The following is a 16594-nucleotide window of genomic DNA, read 5'->3' as shown; positions in this document are numbered from 1 at the left end:
TTAGATTGCATTGACTTTGCATAAGATTAGGACTAAAATATAGGTGCGGAAACCGCTTACAAATTTAAAAGGAGGTCTGGTTATGGTGAGCGACAGACAACAACGTTTTTCTTTACGAAAATATGCAGTCGGCTTAGTATCAGTGCTTGTCGGATGCTTTTTTTGTGGGGCGACTGTTTTAGCCCAGGAGCAGGAAGGACAGGTAGATGTACCTGCTATTGTAGCAAAAGAAGAAAGCCAAGAGGTGAATCTGTCAGCAGGACAGGATAAAGGCTCAAACGAAGATTTATCGACGGATAAAGGGAGGGAGGAATCTTCTCCACAAGAGCAACCGAAGGCTGAGAAAACTGTTGAAATAGCCCCTTCCCCTACTCAAACCAATCCAGCTTCGAACCCTATTCTTGAAAAAGATGGTATTGAAAAGAAGGAGCAAGAAGATCGCACTATTTCAGCACCTCAGGTAGTAGCCAATAAAGAAGCTACCTCAGCAACCGTAGTAGATGAAAGCCGTGTTCAGGCCTTGGTGCGTTTGGAGACCAAGAAACAAGATGCAACGGCTCCTCTCAGTATTGCAGAGCAGATCAAGGATAATGCACCAATCAAGGAAGCAGTATTAAATGAACTAAAGGAAAAAGGCATTGAATATACGAAATTAGCCGATTTTGATCTGGTCTTTAATGGTTTCGTTCTAGAAACCAAGTACAAGGATGCCTTGAAGATTCGTCAGTTAGCGCGTGTGGAAAAGGTAGAAATTACTCCCTTAACGGCTCAGGCGGATGCACAGCCTAGCGCAATGAAGCAGAATACCCTACTTCCTACAAAAGTTAGTGATGAAAATGAGTTGATCAATTTACAGCCTCTCTGGGACAAAGGAATCAAGGGCCAAGGTCGGGTGGTAGCCGTTTTAGATACGGGCCTTGATGTCCACCATAATTTCTTTAGTTTAACGGATAAAAGCAAAGCCAAATACCAGAATAAAGAGCAGATGGAAGCTGCTATGAAAAAGGCAGGTATCACTTATGGAAAGTGGTACAACGATAAGGTGGTTTATGCCTATAATTATTCAGATATGAACGATGAGATTCGAGAAGACGATCCACGTTCGCATGGGACCCACGTGGCAGGGTCGGCTGTTGGGAATGCGACAAAACCTGTGCCAACTGGTGAATATCTAAAGGGTGTCGCACCAGAGGCTCAGCTTATCTTTATGCGTGTTTTCTCTGATAAGAAGGGTATGACAGAACAAGGATTTATCGTAGCCAAGGCCGTTGAAGATGCAGTCAAGCTAGGTGCAGATACCATCAATATGAGTTTTGGTGGGGTCAATGGGTCTGAAGCAGATACCAATCCCTTAACCCGTCAAGCCTTCGAATTCGCTCGTAAAGCCGGTGTTGTCATCAATGCTGCAGCAGGGAATTACGCCGTGAGTGGATACTGGCAGGCTAAGCCAAAAGCAGATGCACCGGATACTGGAACGATTGATGAACCCGCCATTGAAGATGGGGTTCTAGCTATTGGTGCCTTCAATAATCAGATTAATCACAAAACGACCATGCGTCTGGAAATTCCGGCTCTAAAGGATAAGAAAGAATTCCAAAATGGCCTCGTAGATCTCCCTGTCTATCGACTGATTTTCCCAGCAGAAGGTCCTCAGTCCTATGTTTCAGTTCAAAAAGGTGGAGTAGATACTTACCGAAATGCTGCGGTGAAAGGAAAAATTGCTCTGGTTGAGAGTGGCGGGGATGTGACGGATGAAGAGAAGGTCAATGCCCTCAGACAAGCAGGTGCAAAAGGTGTTTTGGTTTATCAGAATGAAGAGCAAGGAGATAGCCTCCAAAAACTTCCGATGGGCTATTGGGGTTCCTTCTATCCGGTCAGCGTCTTGAACCATGCTATCGGAAAAGAGCTAGCTGCTCATGCTGGAGAATACGAGCTCATCTTCCACCAAGAAGTCAAGAAAGTACCTTATAGTGAAGCAAACAAGATGCTCTTCTTTACGGGTTGGGGGCTTTCTGCAGAAGGAAAACTAAAGCCAGACGTTACTTTACCTGGTGGAATGGTCTATTCAGCGATTCCAGATGGTTTGTATGATATGGATGAAGGGACTAGTATGGCGACGCCCCATGCAGCAGGGGCAACAGCCTTGATCAAGCAAGCTCTAGAACAGCGGTTCCCAACTTACAGTCCAGAGCAAATCCATACGCTTTTGCGCCAATTAGTCATGAGTACAGCCAGACCTCATTTTGATCAGGAAAGTAAGAGCTACTCATCTGTCCGTCAACAAGGATCTGGTCTCATGGATGCTGCAGCTGCAGCTTTTGGGGATGTCTTTGTAACAGGTGGAAAAGGAACAAACAGCAGTTTGACGCTTGGCAATGTCAAGGATACCTTTACGTTCGAGGTTACGGTGCACAACCTAAGCTCAGAAGCAAAAGACCTCGCTTATCATACGGTCGTCAATACTGATCAGGTGGAAAATGGTCGCATTAGCTTGAAGATGCGTCAGCTATTGGATCAAGTGGGAGAAAAAACCATTCATGTTCCAGCTATGGGAAGTGTGACAGTTCCAATTTCTGTAGATACCAGTGCCTTTACAAGTGAACTCACCAATCAAATGAAGAATGGTTACTTTTTAGAAGGATTTGTCTTCTTTAAAGATACCAAAACCAAGAAAGACCTCGTCAGTCTTCCATATATCGGCTTCAAAGGGCAGTATCAGGACTTACCAGGTATCGAAAAGCCTATCTATGCCTTCACTGGGGATGAAAAACCATTCTATTATTATGCAAATGAAAAAGCAGATAAACCTGAAAAAGACTCAGGAGATCACTTTACAGCCTTGGTCAGCACTATTTGGCGTGGGGGTAAAGAAGTACAGGTTGTTCTAGGAGAAAAAGACGGGCATTATGATGGAAACCAACTAGTCTTCTCGCCAAATGATGATGGTTCCTATGATAGTGTCAAGCTCAATGCAGTAGTTTTGAGAAATGTAGACAATATTCATTTGTCGGTCTATCGTGCAGATGACCTCAAACGCGAGCACCCTATTTTTGAACAAGGCAATGAAAGTCAGAAGAAATCCGACTATGGTTGGCGAATTAATGACCGTAGTAAGATTCTTTATGCAACTCAGTGGGCAGGCAAGGACAATAACAATCAGCTAGTGCCAGATGGGGACTATCAATATGTAGTCACTTATCGTCCAAGCACACCAGGTGCCAAACCTCAAGAGATTGTTCTAAAGGTCCGAGTCGATAAGCAAGTGCCACAACTGGCTAATACCAAGGATCTTTTTGATCCAGCAACTCGTATCTTTAAGCCGGGTGAGATTATTGAAACGGGTAGTGGGCTAGCTGGAAAATACCTCTCTTACCAAAAAGATGGTCAGGAAGTGGAAATTAGTCCAAATGAAGATGGAACTTACTCTATTCCAGAAGGAGTAGATCTAAAAACTGTGCGCTTCTATATTTGGGACCAGGTCAACAATACCAACACCTTAACCTTGGATGGTAAGACTGTTTCAGAAGAAAAAACGACAGAAAAATCAGGGACGGAGGAAGCAAGCCCGATCGCTGCGACTAGCCAAGCAACGGTCGGTCGCCTAGAGGTACAAATTGTAGATGAAAAAGGCGAAGCAACTAATCAATACCCAGAAATGATGCGTTACCAAGTCTTTGATAGCAAGGGAAATCGGGTTGACCAGGAATTTAACAGCTATTACGAAGACCCACTACCAAGTCTTCCATTTGGAACCTACACTGTAAAAGTTGTCAGCCAAGATCAAAATTACTCTTGGGTATCTCCAACCACTGTGACAGTCGAACTGAGCAAGGAGCACCCTGAAGGAGTGGTCAAATTTGTCTACCACTATATCGATAAAAATCGCTTTGACCTCGTCTTTGATAAAGAACTTCCAGATGGAACCCGCGTCTTTGCTATTGATCGGAAGACTGGGCAAAAAGTGGAGTTGGATCAAACCCTATATGAACCAAAGACATTTGAAAGCATCCTAATCAATGGAGAGTATCAGATCCATATTGAACTGCCAAAAGGTTATCAGGCAGTGGAAAATGATTTCGTCTATACCGTAGCTAATGGCATCAATCGCTACTTGACCAGTTTTGTAGAAGTCTCAGAAGAACAGGTGGAAAAACCAACTGTCCCATCCACTCCCCAACTGTCATCTATGACACAAAAAGGTAAAACAGAAATAGATCAGGGGGCTCAACAAGTCACTCCTCAACCGTCATCTATGACACAAAAAGGTGAAACCGAAATGGATCAGGAGGCTCAGCAAGTCACTCATCGACCAGTAACTTCTCTACCAAAAACAGGACAGGAAAATGAGCAGCTAGGGATTGTAGGCTTTATGGTTCTTCTTCTCACTTTCGGTGTGATCCGAATGAAGAAAAATCATCCAGATCAAGTATAACTATCTCTTAGTAGAGAGAATCGAGTTGGGTTAAGGTGGTGTAAGAGCTGACTTAACCAAGTATATAAAAAGGAGTTTTTATGGAATTTCATCGACAACAACGTTTTTCCATCCGTAAATATGCGGTTGGAGTTGCTTCAGTCTTGATTGGTATGGTCTTTATGGGATCGGTGGCTTCAGCCGATACTGTAACACCGACTCCAACAGCAGTAGATTCTTCGGTACTAGTATCCGATAGCACAACGACAGATGAAAAGGCAACAGAGCCGCCAATCGTTGCTGCTAAGGAAGATATCCCTGCTGTACCAGTAGAAGAATCGGCTTCCGTTGTCCCTGCTCCAGCAGAGACAGAGGGGAAGGACCAGGCAAAGCAACCCCAGAACACTTCTTCAGTTGCTAGCATTCCTTCAAATGAGCACTTAAAAGAAGAAAAGTCCTTGTCCCCTTCTGTTATTGCAAGGCCAAAAGACAATCCTGAAGTTGTTGCGACGGACACTCCCAAGGAAGTAGCTAAAGAAACTCTAGAAGATGCAAGTCCAGTCGAGGTCCTAGTTCGCCTGAAAGAAAAGGTTTCGGATGGAAGTGGTGCAGGATCTCCGACTTCAAAAGAAGCTCGTATCCAGCAAACCAACCAAGATCATGAACAATTTTTGAAAGAACTTGAAAGACAATCCATTCAGTTCAAAAAATTGTATGACGTTAATTTGCTCTTTAATGGACTGGCTCTAGAGACGACCTATGGAGATGCTAAAAAGATCCGGGGACTAGCACGTGTAGATGCCGTAGATTATGCTCCACTCGGTCGGACCAGAGTAGCGGAGGACCAGCCTGCTCCTGCATCACCAGCTTCGACTACGACCAAGGTCAGTGAAGAAAATAGCCTCATCAATTTACAGCCACTCTGGGATAAAGGCATCAAGGGTCAGGGACAGGTTGTAGCAGTTATCGATTCAGGGGTAGATCCGGCACACGATATTTTCCGCCTGACGGATATCAGTAAGGCCAAGTACAAGAGTGAAGCAGAAATTGAAGAAGCCAAGAAAAAAGCAGGCATCACTTACGGAAAATGGTACAACAATAAAGTCGTCTACGTTCACAACTATAGTGATATGAATGATAATGTTAAAGAAGACGATCCAATCTCTCACGGAGCCCACGTGGCAGGAACGGCTGTGGGGAATGCCTCTCAACCATCCCCAAATGGTGAAATTATCCGAGGTGTCGCTCCAGAAGCCCAGCTCATGTTTTTACGTGTTTTCTCAGACACCAAGGGCGGGCAGGTTCAAAATTTCATCTATACCAAGGCGGTAGAAGATGCCATCAAATTAGGGGCTGATTCCATCAATATGAGTTTGGGAACCGCATCAGGCTCTATTTATGATGTAGGAGAAATCACGCGCCAGGCCTTTGATGCAGCAAGAAAGGCGGGAGTAACCATTACAGTTGCTTCTACCAATATGGCCACCAATGGCTTCTGGCACAGCAAGCCACTTGCAAGCACACCAGATTATGGAATGACAGGGACCCCATCCGTCAATCCCAATGTCCTTTCGGTCGCTTCGATTAATAGTCTGACCAAGCATGAGTCGACAGAAGCAAGTCTGACAGTAGAAGCATTAAAAGGTTCAAAAGACTTTCCAGATGGCAAAATTCCAATGCACTCCTTTGTAGAACGCGATGCCTTTCGTACGACGATCCCTCAAAGCTATCTCCATGTGGAAAAGGGAGGGATCGACCACTACCAAGCTGATAGTATCAATGGGCACTTAGTCCTTACTGAACGAGGTGGCGAAGTTTCTGATGTGGATAAGATCAAAGAACTTAAAAGAGCTGGAGCAACAGGTGTGATCTTTTACCAGACCGAGGAGCAGGGCAATAATCCCGTAGGATTTGACTTAGAAGGTCTCGGAGAACGATTCCCAGTTGGGGTCATTGGGCATGATGCCGGAAGTGTCCTAGCTCAACATGCCAATGACTACCAGCTCCATATTGCCAACAAATTCAAACGTGTACCTTACGATGCGGCTAATCAACTATCCGACTTCTCATCTTGGGGCCTATCAGCTGATGGCGACCTCAAACCAGATGTCACCCTCCCAGGAGGTATGATTTATTCATCTGTTAATAATGGAGAGTACTATATGGATAGGGGGACCAGTATGGCTTCTCCCCATGCAGCAGGAGCCACTGTGCTGGTGAAACAAGCCTTGAAGGAGCGCTTCCCTCATCTCAGTCCAGAACAGTTGCAAGTTCTTGTCAAACAAATGACCATGAGTACGGCCGTTCCACATGTGGATGAGGAGACCCAGGCCTATTCTTCTGTTCGTCAGCAAGGGGCAGGGGTTATGGATGTTACAGCTGCAGCTCTAGGGAATCTCTATGTAACAGCCAAAGATGCCAAAAGCAGTCTAACACTTGGCAATGTCACCGATACCTTTGAATTTGATGTAACCATCCACAATCTTTCCAATCAAGATCAGTCTATCCACTATGAAACCACCCTTCAGACAGACCAAGTCCAGGATGGCAAATTCACCCTTCATCCTCGTCTCTTAGAAACCCTAGATGGCAAGGAAACCATCACGATTCCAGCCAATGGTCAGCGGACGATCCACGTGTCAGTTGACGCGAGCAAGTACAAGGAAGAGCTCAGCAAGCAAATGCCAAATGGTTATTTCTTAGAAGGTTTTGTACTTGTCAAAGATGCCAGCACCAACAAACATCTGGTCAGTCTCCCTTATGTTGGCTTCCATGGAGATTACCAAAATCTTCGCGGGATCGAAAAGCCTATCTACGAATATACAGGTAGTGACAAGCCATTTTACTACTACAAGGACAAGACAGACTATCCAGATGAAAAAGTCCCAGAAACGCCAGAGCGTCATCCAGACAACCATTTTACTTCTTTGATTAGTTATGTCTATGAAAATGGAGAGTCTGTAGCCAAAACTCTAGGTCAAGATGGGGATAACTTTGATGGGGACCAACTCTACTTCTCTCCAAATAATGATTCCAGCTTTGATAGCATCAAGGTAAAGGCCGTCATGCTTCGCAATGTCGAAAATGTCCATCTTTCTGTCTACAAGAAGGATGACACAGCTCGTACCAACCCGATTTACGAAGTTGGAAATGAAGTGCATCGAAAGACCGACTGGAGTTACCGGATTGGGAATCGCAGTGAAGAGTTTTATGAAATCTCTTGGGAAGGATTGGACAAAGATGGCAAACAATTGCCAGATGGAGAATACCAATTTGTGATTACCTACCGTCCGACTGCTTCAGGAGCCAAACAACAAGAACTCAACTTCAAGGTTAAGATTGACAATACGGCTCCAAGCATAGAGACTGGAAGTGCTCAGTACGATCCAAAGACCCGGATTTTCCGTCCAGGTAAGGTGATTGAAACCGGCAGTGGACTAGCAGGAACTTATCTGTCCTACGTCAAGGACGGGGAAACAGTAGCCTTGGAACCTCAAGAGGACGGCAGTTATCTGCTTCCAGAAGGGGTGGACCTCTCTACTGTTCGTTATAGCATTTGGGATAAGGTCTACAATACCACTGAGATGGACATCAAAGGGAAGAAAATAGAGGCAACGCCCCCAACGAATGAAGCCAGCTCAGATGAACAACCAACCGAGACAGAGACTGAAAAACCAAAGGCTGAAAAGGGGACCTTAGAGGTCGTCTTTAAAGATAGCAGTGGAGAAGTGATTTCTTATTATCCATCTGTCGTTCGTTACCAGGTAGTGGATGACCAAGGGCGGGTTGTGGAAGGAGAGTTCAATGCTTCCTACAATGGCGGTACCTTCCCAGACTTGCCTTTCGGTACTTATATAGTCAAAATCACCTTATCGGATTACCATTATGATTGGGGAACAGAATTGGTGAAGAAGGTGACCATTTCACCTGAAAATCCACAGCCGAAAGTGACCTTTGCCTTCCACTATTTAGATGAAAATAAACTCACTATTGGATTTGATCAGCCAGTTCCGATAGGAACGGTCGTAAAAGTGGTAGGCAAAGACGGTATTAGTCGCCTTCTTCCACAAAGCATCTATGATTTGCAGCGCTTTGAGACCATGCTGATGAACGGATCTTATCGTGTCCATGTGGAACTCCCGGCAGGCTATCGTGCATCGGAAAATGATTTCCTTTATGAAGTGGCCAATCAGATCAATTTCCATCTTCTTTCTTTCGTCAAAGCTAGCCCAGAAGAGTACGGTGGAGCGATCGTAGCACCAGTGGATCCAGCAACTCCTGTAGCTCCAGTGCTGCCAACCAAACCAACAGTTCAACCAACTGAATCAGAAAGCAAAGAATCAGACAAGGTTAAACCAGTCGCTGTTACCTATCATACAGGTGCTCAAGAAGCTGTAGTTACATCTACACCAGTAACTGGTCTTCCAAAAACAGGTCAAGAAGACTTGGTTTCAACAGTCCTCAGCCTCCTTGGTATGACCTCACTGGCTGTAGCAGGGTTTGTAGCTCGCAAAAAACGTGAAGAAAACTAATAAAAAAAGGAAGATTCCTCTCTAGGAGGACTTCCTTTTTAATATTTTCTTTGTATTAAGCGATTAGATACATATTGTATTAGTAATCAATCACGTGTTCGTTTATTAGCATTCAAATATAACTTTTATTGTTGAAGCCTTAATTTAATAGAGATTATTGATCAAAAATTATAAATAATATAAGCTATTTAGCGTTCTGTCACTTCAATTGGATCTAGTATAAAAAGTTCACCTGTAGAAAATTCTCGAATAGTAGCTTTTATATGAATGTTTTGACCGATCCCAATACCATCTCCACTGAAATTCCTAAAGACGGAGGTTGGAGCAACATCATTGAATTGAAAGGCTGGACCTGGAGAAGCAAGATCAGGGCCAGGATAATCACCTGCATAGATTAAAATATCATAACGCGTTTTATAATTTCCATGAGGATTGAAATAAGCTATATAGCCATTAAATTCAACAACTTTCCCCTTGAATTTTTGAACAAAATTTGAAATTGCAGTTGGATCTTCAGTTTTTAATATAGAAGCAAATTCAGGATTGTTATCAGGATTAATAACCTGTGTTTCAGATGGAGTAGGAGTGTCAGATGTGTTTGAAGATGCTTGAGAGGAGCTTGATGAAGTCGTGGTTGAACTAGAAGAAGTTTTGGAGGAACTAGGAGAGGACTTAGTGTCAACTGAAGAGGAACTAGAGTTCTTTTTTGTGTTTTTATCTTTCTTCTGTGTTGAATCTTTAGTTTCTTTGTTTTCAGATTTATCTTCTTTAAAGGTATGATAGATTACTGTAATTTTAGCATTTTTAGGGAATTCTTGTCCCTCGGTAAAATCAGTATCTCCGTTAATAGTCACACTTTCAATTTCTCCATCTTTTTTTAACCAACCAGTGACAAGATCTTCTATTTTATCAGTTTTGACATCTGTAAAACCAGCATCTTTTAATTGGTTAACGACGACTTTATAATTTTTCTTATTTATGTTCTTAGATGATATAGGCAATTTTATATTGGTCGATTGGAAATTATCTTTATTTTCTGAGCACGAACTCAAAAAAAGTATGACGATAATAGATAAGATTGTACTTTTGATAATTTTCATAATTAATCTCCTTTTCGATTATATTGTTAATATATTCTTTTGTTTTTATTATATAAATCTATTGATAAAACGTCAAGGTAATAGAAAAGAAATTTAATAATTTCATTATTGTTACATATAAACGAGGTATATAATTACCACATTTGTTTTTTAGATAAACATATTTACCTTGAAAATTCTGTATCTTTCTTTATTTAGGGAAAAGACATATAAAAAAGTCGTAGCTTATATTGACTACGACATTTGATCAATAGTTGATTAAGTGTTCATTTCCACTTTCTTCACCCAGACACTGCGGACAAAGAAGAGGCTGACGAGGGCGAGAATTAGGAAGATCCCTGCGACATAATAGTAAGGTTGGTCAAGAGTTGTTGAGCGACCTGATAGGTTGACAATGCCTCGGTAGAGGGCTCCTGCAGTTGCCGTAGCAACTGCAGAGTTCCAAAGATTGAGCGTGATTCGAGAAAGGCCTTTTACCACTAATTGCAGAGCCACTAGCAGGGCACCACCGATCAAAGGAATCAAGAAGAGGTAGTGCATGAAGGCAGAGGTTTCCCCAAAACTAAAGTGTTCGTAGATGCGACTTCCGACAAAGAAGAATGCTGAGATTAGAGTGTACCAGAGGATGGTCTTTTTCACTCGTTGTTTAATAGGATTAGTAACCGACGTAGACAATGTCACTCACCGCCCTTTCTGAGATAGTACCATTTGTTGTTGGTTTGTTAATAACCTGGCCGTTGAAGTAAAGGGTAGAAGAACCACCACCGTCCAGGTTATAGGCTGTTTTAACGCCATAAGATTTCATCACTTCAGCTAATTGGTAGAGAGAAAGACCTTCACTCTCTGAAGTACGTCCATCTGAGACGACAATGATGTAGCGGTTTTCATCGATGATCCCGATGGCTGTTCGTGGGTTAGAAGACATGGATTGACCTACTTCCGAATTAGTATCAACGACAATTTCCCCATCTTCAACCAAGGAAGGTCCGAAGGCAAGGAGATTGACGACCCCATCTTTGACCAATTGCTCAGCTGAGATTTCATCTTCGTAAATAATCTTGAAGGAACCATCCTTATAAATGGCTAGGTCGCCATTGCTAGAGTCTTCACGAACCGTATCGCGATAAACCACTCCGTTTCGGATGACATAGCCGGTACTATTGGCTCCGTAGTAGTCACCATTGACGGCTAGAATAGCATTATTCTCAGCTGCCGTGACAGATGTCTTAGCTGTCACGTTTGTTCCATAGGTATTTTGGGCTAGAGCCGTCTTGAGATAGTCTGAGGAGCTAACCGTAATATCTGCAATGTAAACCTGGGTATTTTCAACTGTTTTTTCTGTCAAGTTTACCTGGATATTGTCATCGGAGTAACTGCTATCTGTAGTTGTCGCAGAAGCCACAGCTTGTTTAGCAGCTTTAGTATCAGTAGTCGTTGCTTTGACGGTTTGGATAGCATCCGATAAGACGAAGGTCTTGAGCATAGAATAGCTGAAGGAGCTTGTTAGCAGGATACCAAAACAAGCAGCGTAAGTATAAGATTTTTTAAAGAATTTCATGAGTAGGTGCAGTCCTTTCCTTGAAAATGATTTTTTTCTGAATCAGCCATGAGACGACGAAAAGCAAGAGTCCGACGATCACCTTGCTGAGGAGCAAATGGAGACCGAAGCTTGTATAGAAAAGTCGAATCAAGAGGGTATCGAGAATAAAGAGTCCAATAGCAAGTCCCAAGTAACCACTTCCGGTTCGGGCCACGCTGTCTTTGTTCTTAAAGACGAGACGTTTATTGGTCGAGTAGTTAAAGATAGAGCTCGTCACACGAGCAATCCCGTTTGCCAGGAGGATCCGGAGAGTAATCGGCACCGCCATCATCACGAAAAGGAAAAAGGCATAGACCAGATAGTCAACGATAAAGCTACTTAGAGAGGAGAGAGCGAACTTGAACATGTCCTTGTAAATCATGAGGCCATCTCGAACAGGGCGGAAGTGGGACCCTTCATTGTCATTGATATAGACTGTTTCAATTGGAACTTCTAAGATGGGAAATGTCTTGCTCGCTGCAAGGAGCACATTCATTTCGTACTCATACCGTTGTCCCTCAATTTCTAACATAAAAGGAATCATGTTAGTTGTAAAGGCTCTAAGGCCAGTCTGCGTATCCGTCACAGGGACCCCTGTTTGTTGCTTGAACAAGAAGCGGGTCAACTTATTTCCAAAAGCAGAACGCAAAGGAACCTTGCCTGAAAAGGCGCGTGCCCCTAAAATCAATTGGTTTAGATTTTCTTGCGATTGATTGGCCACACGGAAGATATCCCATACCTTATGTTGGCCATCGGCATCGGCAGTGATGACTGTCCCGTATTGCCCTTGCTCTTGAATGTAGGTGTAGGCTGTTTTGAGAGCTCCTCCTTTACCAAGGTTCACTTCGTGGTGAAGAACGGTAGCTAGCCCGTCTAATTTTTCAAAAATAGCTTGGCACTCCTCAGAACTACCATCGTCCACAACGATAATGGAGAAGTCACATTTTTCTCTCAATTTTTGAACCAGTTTGAGAAGTTTTTGATCGGGTTGATAAGCGGGGATGACTAAATAATTCATAAGCGTTCCTCGTTTCTTGTTTGTGATGAAGGTAGTATAACGGCTCTTTCTTAAAGGTAACTGATATCAGTTTTCTTTAAGGAAAGGAAGAGATTTCCTTACTGTCAAAAAACTTGAGAAATACATAGAAGAAAAATAAATTTCTTCGAAAAGAATCAAGAGAACGTATTTTCACTTGCCATCTATCGCAAAGTCTGGTATAATAGTTTCTTGTGAGCAAACCTCACTTACCCCTTGCGAAGACTTGGGGTCATTAGACCAAAAGGAGGAACATATCAATGGCTAAATACGAAATTCTTTATATTATTCGTCCAAACATTGAAGAAGAAGCTAAAAACGCTTTGGTAGCACGCTTTGACTCTATCTTGACTGACAACGGTGCAACTGTTGTTGAATCAAAAGATTGGGAAAAACGTCGTCTTGCATACGAAATCCAAGATTTCCGTGAAGGACTTTACCACATCGTAAACGTTGAAGCGAACGACGATGTAGCTCTTAACGAGTTCGACCGTCTTTCAAAAATCAACGGTGACATTCTTCGTCACATGATCGTAAAAGTTGACGCGTAAGCCCTAACGAATAAAGAAGGTGACTAATGATTAACAATGTTGTACTTGTAGGTCGTATGACTCGAGATGCTGAACTTCGTTATACCCCTCAAAATCAGGCTGTTGCGACATTCTCACTTGCTGTTAACCGTAATTTTAAAAACCAAAATGGTGAACGAGATGCGGACTTTATCAACTGTGTGATTTGGCGTCAACAAGCTGAAAATTTAGCAAATTGGGCTAAAAAGGGTGCCTTAGTTGGGATTACAGGTCGTATCCAGACTCGTAATTATGAGAATCAGCAAGGTCAACGTGTTTATGTCACTGAAGTCGTAGCGGACAGCTTCCAATTGTTGGAAAGCCGCGCGAATCGTGAAGGACAAGCTGGTGGAGGCTATGCTTCAGCTGGAGGATTTGCAGGAAATGCAGCTCCAAGCTTTGGAGGATCTGAACCATCGAACGCAACACCAAACTTTGGACGTGATGACAATCCATTCGGAGCTAATCCAATGGACATCTCGGATGACGATCTACCATTCTAAGAATGGGTTTAACGAATTAAAACTATAAAGGAGAAATAAACATGGCTCAACAACGTCGTGGCGGATTCAAACGCCGTAAAAAAGTTGATTACATCGCAGCAAACAAAATTGAATATGTTGATTACAAAGATACTGAGCTTCTTAGCCGTTTCGTTTCAGAACGTGGGAAAATCCTTCCTCGTCGTGTAACTGGAACTTCAGCGAAGAACCAACGTAAAGTAACAACAGCTATCAAACGCGCTCGCGTAATGGCTTTGATGCCTTTCGTAAACGAAGATTAAAAAAGAGGTCCAGTGGACCTCTTTTTCATGAGCTTGAAAACAAGAGAGCGAATAAGACCCTTACGGGTCTTTTTTTCAGATCCAGTGGACCTCTTTTTCATAAGCTTGAAAATAAGAAAGCGAATTAAGACCCTTACGGGTCTTTTTTTACGAGCCTGGAAATGTGAGAGCGAGTTGAGGTCCAGTGGACCTCTTTTTCATGAGTTCGGAGATTAGAGAGCGAGTCCAGACCCAGGTGGGTCTTTTTTTCAGGTCCGGGGGGACCTCTTTGACCTTTCCTAAGCTCTAATCATGCTATAATGAGGGGAGAAATATATCAAGGAGCGCAACATGAAGGAAAGTACGATCATCAGAAGGATGATGAAATCTGATATTGAAGAGATCTCTCAAGCCTTTATCCATCAAGGGTGGCTGGGTAGAGAGGATACCTTGACCAGCTATTTGCAGGATCAGGAGAATGGAGAGAGGGATGTATTAGTAGCTGACTTTGATGGAAGTGTGGCAGGTTATATCACTATATTGCCTGATGCCAAGCACGGTCCTTTCGTGGGAGTCTATCCTGAACTAACTGATTTTAATGTTTTTGAGCTATTTAGAAATCGAGGAATTGGGAATCAACTCCTAGAGGAGGCGGAAAAAAGAGTCGGGCTACTGTCAGAGATTGTTACTTTAGGGGTTGGTTTACACTCGGGTTATGGCCCGGCTCAAAGGCTTTATGTTAAACGGGGGTATATCCCAGATGGATCTGGAATTTGGTTTAGGGATCAGCCCTTGGCCCCTTACAGTCCATGTGAGAACAATGATGACTTAGTTCTCTATTTTTCAAAAAGGTTGAACAAGGAAATATAGTAAATCAAAAAACGGATGAAATTTTCATCCGTTTATTTTTAGCGTCGTTGAGGTGCTGTATTGGCGCTCTTGATATTGTATTTTTTCTTCAAGTAGTAGCGGAGAAGAAGAGCCCCACCACCGAGTAAGAGCATGAACCAGTTTGGTACACGCGGGTTGAGGAATTGTGGGAGCAGAGCAGTGACCATGAGAATCACCACCCAAAGAATCATCGCCAACATTAAGATAGGGAGTGACTTGGTTAGAGCCGGACGTTTCATGCCACGTTTTGAAACATCGTAGTACTGATAGAAGTAGTAATACATCAAATAGAGCACAACCCCACCAGCCAAGCTACCAAGAGTCAAGGTGAGAAGTCCATAAGTAGTTCCCTGAGGTGCAAATAAGTTCATGAAGGCTGAAATCGCAGCAAAGAGACCGAAGACAAGAAGGAAGGAATCCGTAATCATGAGAAGAGGAGTATCATTTTCTTTTGGATGCTCTTTTTCATAGCGTTCCTGATTGCTAAATGCATTGGCCCAAACAGTTGGCGCTCCAAAGAGAGTTCGTGCCGTTACTCCTTTTGGTTGGTTTTCAAAGATAGCTGGAAGAATCTCTTCAATTAGGCTGGTAGCCTCTTCTTCCGTTTTGCCATTTTCAATCAATTGGTGTTTAGCGATACGAACGAATTCTTGGTTTTTCTTACTTAATTGGGTCAAATCAAATTGAGACATACATACTCCTTAGTGTTATTTGTAGGTGTTAGAACCATTTTTTATGGATGAGGTAGACGACGAGGGAGCCGGTCATGGCGAAGGCGATAAAGATAATGAGCCAAAAGGCATTGGGTTCCCCGTTGAGCGGAAGATCATTGTTCTTGAAGTTCATCCCGTAGGCCGAGAAAATCATGGTTGGAATGGACATGACGATGGTCACCATGGCCAAGGTCTTCATGATATTATTCTGGTTGTTGGAGATGATCGATGCGAAGGTATCAGTCATGGAGTGGAGGATGTTTCCATAAATATCCGCCATCTCGATGGCCTGTTGGGTCTCAATCAAGGTATCTTCCAACAAGTCCTCGTCTTCCAGGTATTTCTTAATATTGCTGGTAGCGCTGGTTAATTTTTTAATCACGCGCTCATTAGTTTTCAGAGAGGCCTTGAAGTAGACGATGGTCTTTTCCAGCTCCATCAGTTCAATCAGTTCTTCGTTTCGAGTCGACTTGTGCAGTTGACTTTCAATCTGTTCACTCTTGCGATCCAAGGTACGAAGCGCGGTCAAGTAGAGCTCGGCATTTCGATAAAGGATCTGAAAGATAAAGCGAGACCGCATGAAGGTATAGAAATTCCGCAAGCGACGATTGATAAAGGAGTCTAGGAGAGGCAACTCTTCCAAACAAGTGGTGATGATAGCCTCTTCTGTTAGGATGATTCCCAAAGGGATGGTGACATAGTAGGTCTGATTGTTCCGTTCTTCCTTGATGGGAACGTCCACGATGATCAAGGTATACTCATCTTCGATGGTCATACGGGACATTTCTTCCGCATCGAGTGGTGCCCGTAAGTCGGCAATATCGATGTTAAAAGCAGAGGCGATTTCCATCGATTCACTTTGGGAAGGATTGACAAGGTTGATCCAGCTACCGGGTTCCAGTGTCTCTATTTCTTTAAATTCAGTCGTTGTTGATAAAAAGACCTGTTTCATGGTGCCTCCCCTTGTTTTTTTACACCTTAACATTATAACAGAAAAAGC

12 protein-coding genes are annotated in these 16594 nt (G+C 43.1%); 6 read left to right on the top strand and 6 right to left on the bottom strand.

Annotation, left to right across the window (positions count from 1 at the left end):
• The first annotated feature begins 82 nt into the window (after positions 1-82).
• Together DW930_RS05535 and DW930_RS05530 are read left to right on the top strand one after the other, a co-directional pair.
• Positions 83-4432 (top strand): SGO_0316/SGO_0317 family LPXTG-anchored serine peptidase, encoded by a 4350-nt coding sequence (locus DW930_RS05535; RefSeq protein ID WP_123159529.1) that lies wholly within the window; start codon positions 83-85, stop codon positions 4430-4432.
• Between the two features lie 80 nt (positions 4433-4512).
• On the top strand, positions 4513-8943 hold the full coding sequence (locus DW930_RS05530; protein ID WP_123159528.1) for an SGO_0316/SGO_0317 family LPXTG-anchored serine peptidase: 4431 nt from the start codon (positions 4513-4515) through the stop codon (positions 8941-8943).
• Between the two features lie 188 nt (positions 8944-9131).
• On the opposite strand, the gene DW930_RS05525 is transcribed toward DW930_RS05530, so the two are convergent.
• From DW930_RS05525 to DW930_RS05510, 4 genes are all read right to left on the bottom strand, one after another.
• Complete coding sequence (locus DW930_RS05525; RefSeq protein WP_120701658.1) at positions 9132-10043, bottom strand: DUF4839 domain-containing protein; 912 nt, start codon at positions 10041-10043, stop codon at positions 9132-9134.
• A 258-nt stretch (positions 10044-10301) separates the two neighbouring features.
• Positions 10302-10718 carry a hypothetical protein gene (locus tag DW930_RS05520; RefSeq protein WP_120702328.1) on the bottom strand — a complete coding sequence of 139 codons (417 nt, stop codon included), beginning with the start codon at positions 10716-10718 and terminating at the stop codon, positions 10302-10304.
• Complete coding sequence (locus tag DW930_RS05515; RefSeq protein ID WP_123159527.1) at positions 10699-11601, bottom strand: phosphodiester glycosidase family protein; 903 nt, start codon at positions 11599-11601, stop codon at positions 10699-10701. Before DW930_RS05515 ends, DW930_RS05520 begins: the two co-directional genes overlap by 20 nt.
• Positions 11588-12640: a bifunctional glycosyltransferase family 2/GtrA family protein gene (locus DW930_RS05510; protein WP_123159526.1), complete on the bottom strand. Its 1053-nt coding sequence runs from the start codon at positions 12638-12640 to the stop codon at positions 11588-11590. The genes DW930_RS05515 and DW930_RS05510 overlap by 14 nt, the downstream gene beginning before the upstream one ends.
• A gap of 278 nt (positions 12641-12918) precedes the next feature.
• On the opposite strand from DW930_RS05510, the gene rpsF reads away from it, so the two are divergent.
• The 4 genes from rpsF (at position 12919) to DW930_RS05490 (ending at position 14860) form a co-directional block, all read left to right on the top strand.
• Positions 12919-13209 (top strand): 30S ribosomal protein S6, encoded by a 291-nt coding sequence (rpsF, locus tag DW930_RS05505; RefSeq protein WP_023024266.1) that lies wholly within the window; start codon positions 12919-12921, stop codon positions 13207-13209.
• Positions 13210-13235: 26 nt separating this feature from the next.
• Positions 13236-13730 carry a single-stranded DNA-binding protein gene (locus DW930_RS05500; RefSeq protein WP_006595680.1) on the top strand — a complete coding sequence of 165 codons (495 nt, stop codon included), beginning with the start codon at positions 13236-13238 and terminating at the stop codon, positions 13728-13730.
• A 41-nt stretch (positions 13731-13771) separates the two neighbouring features.
• Positions 13772-14011 carry a 30S ribosomal protein S18 gene (gene rpsR, locus DW930_RS05495; RefSeq protein ID WP_000068664.1) on the top strand — a complete coding sequence of 80 codons (240 nt, stop codon included), beginning with the start codon at positions 13772-13774 and terminating at the stop codon, positions 14009-14011.
• A gap of 330 nt (positions 14012-14341) precedes the next feature.
• Positions 14342-14860, top strand: a complete 519-nt coding sequence (locus tag DW930_RS05490; RefSeq protein ID WP_120701662.1) for a GNAT family N-acetyltransferase — start codon at positions 14342-14344, stop codon at positions 14858-14860.
• 38 nt (positions 14861-14898) lie between these two features.
• On the opposite strand, the gene DW930_RS05485 is transcribed toward DW930_RS05490, so the two are convergent.
• Together DW930_RS05485 and DW930_RS05480 are read right to left on the bottom strand one after the other, a co-directional pair.
• A complete protein-coding gene (locus DW930_RS05485) occupies positions 14899-15573 on the bottom strand; it encodes a DUF1129 family protein (RefSeq protein ID WP_023024262.1) in 675 nt (224 codons plus the stop codon).
• Positions 15574-15601: 28 nt separating this feature from the next.
• Positions 15602-16546, bottom strand: a complete 945-nt coding sequence (locus tag DW930_RS05480; protein ID WP_117744639.1) for a magnesium transporter CorA family protein — start codon at positions 16544-16546, stop codon at positions 15602-15604.
• Positions 16547-16594 lie beyond the last annotated feature (48 nt).

It is taken from the genome of Streptococcus sp. AM43-2AT (assembly GCF_003603405.1).
Classification (GTDB): Bacteria; Bacillota; Bacilli; order Lactobacillales; family Streptococcaceae; genus Streptococcus; species Streptococcus ilei.
This window is presented reverse-complemented; position numbering and strand designations above follow the sequence as displayed.

Coding starts and splice junctions, on each gene's coding strand:
- DW930_RS05535 (WP_123159529.1), top strand. CDS start 83: ATGGTGAGCGACAGACAACAACGTTTTTCTTTACGAAAATATGCAGTC.
- DW930_RS05530 (WP_123159528.1), top strand. CDS start 4,513: ATGGAATTTCATCGACAACAACGTTTTTCCATCCGTAAATATGCGGTT.
- DW930_RS05525 (WP_120701658.1), bottom strand. CDS start 10,043: ATGAAAATTATCAAAAGTACAATCTTATCTATTATCGTCATACTTTTT.
- DW930_RS05515 (WP_123159527.1), bottom strand. CDS start 11,601: ATGAAATTCTTTAAAAAATCTTATACTTACGCTGCTTGTTTTGGTATC.
- DW930_RS05510 (WP_123159526.1), bottom strand. CDS start 12,640: ATGAATTATTTAGTCATCCCCGCTTATCAACCCGATCAAAAACTTCTC.
- rpsF (WP_023024266.1), top strand. CDS start 12,919: ATGGCTAAATACGAAATTCTTTATATTATTCGTCCAAACATTGAAGAA.
- DW930_RS05500 (WP_006595680.1), top strand. CDS start 13,236: ATGATTAACAATGTTGTACTTGTAGGTCGTATGACTCGAGATGCTGAA.
- rpsR (WP_000068664.1), top strand. CDS start 13,772: ATGGCTCAACAACGTCGTGGCGGATTCAAACGCCGTAAAAAAGTTGAT.
- DW930_RS05490 (WP_120701662.1), top strand. CDS start 14,342: ATGAAGGAAAGTACGATCATCAGAAGGATGATGAAATCTGATATTGAA.
- DW930_RS05485 (WP_023024262.1), bottom strand. CDS start 15,573: ATGTCTCAATTTGATTTGACCCAATTAAGTAAGAAAAACCAAGAATTC.
- DW930_RS05480 (WP_117744639.1), bottom strand. CDS start 16,546: ATGAAACAGGTCTTTTTATCAACAACGACTGAATTTAAAGAAATAGAG.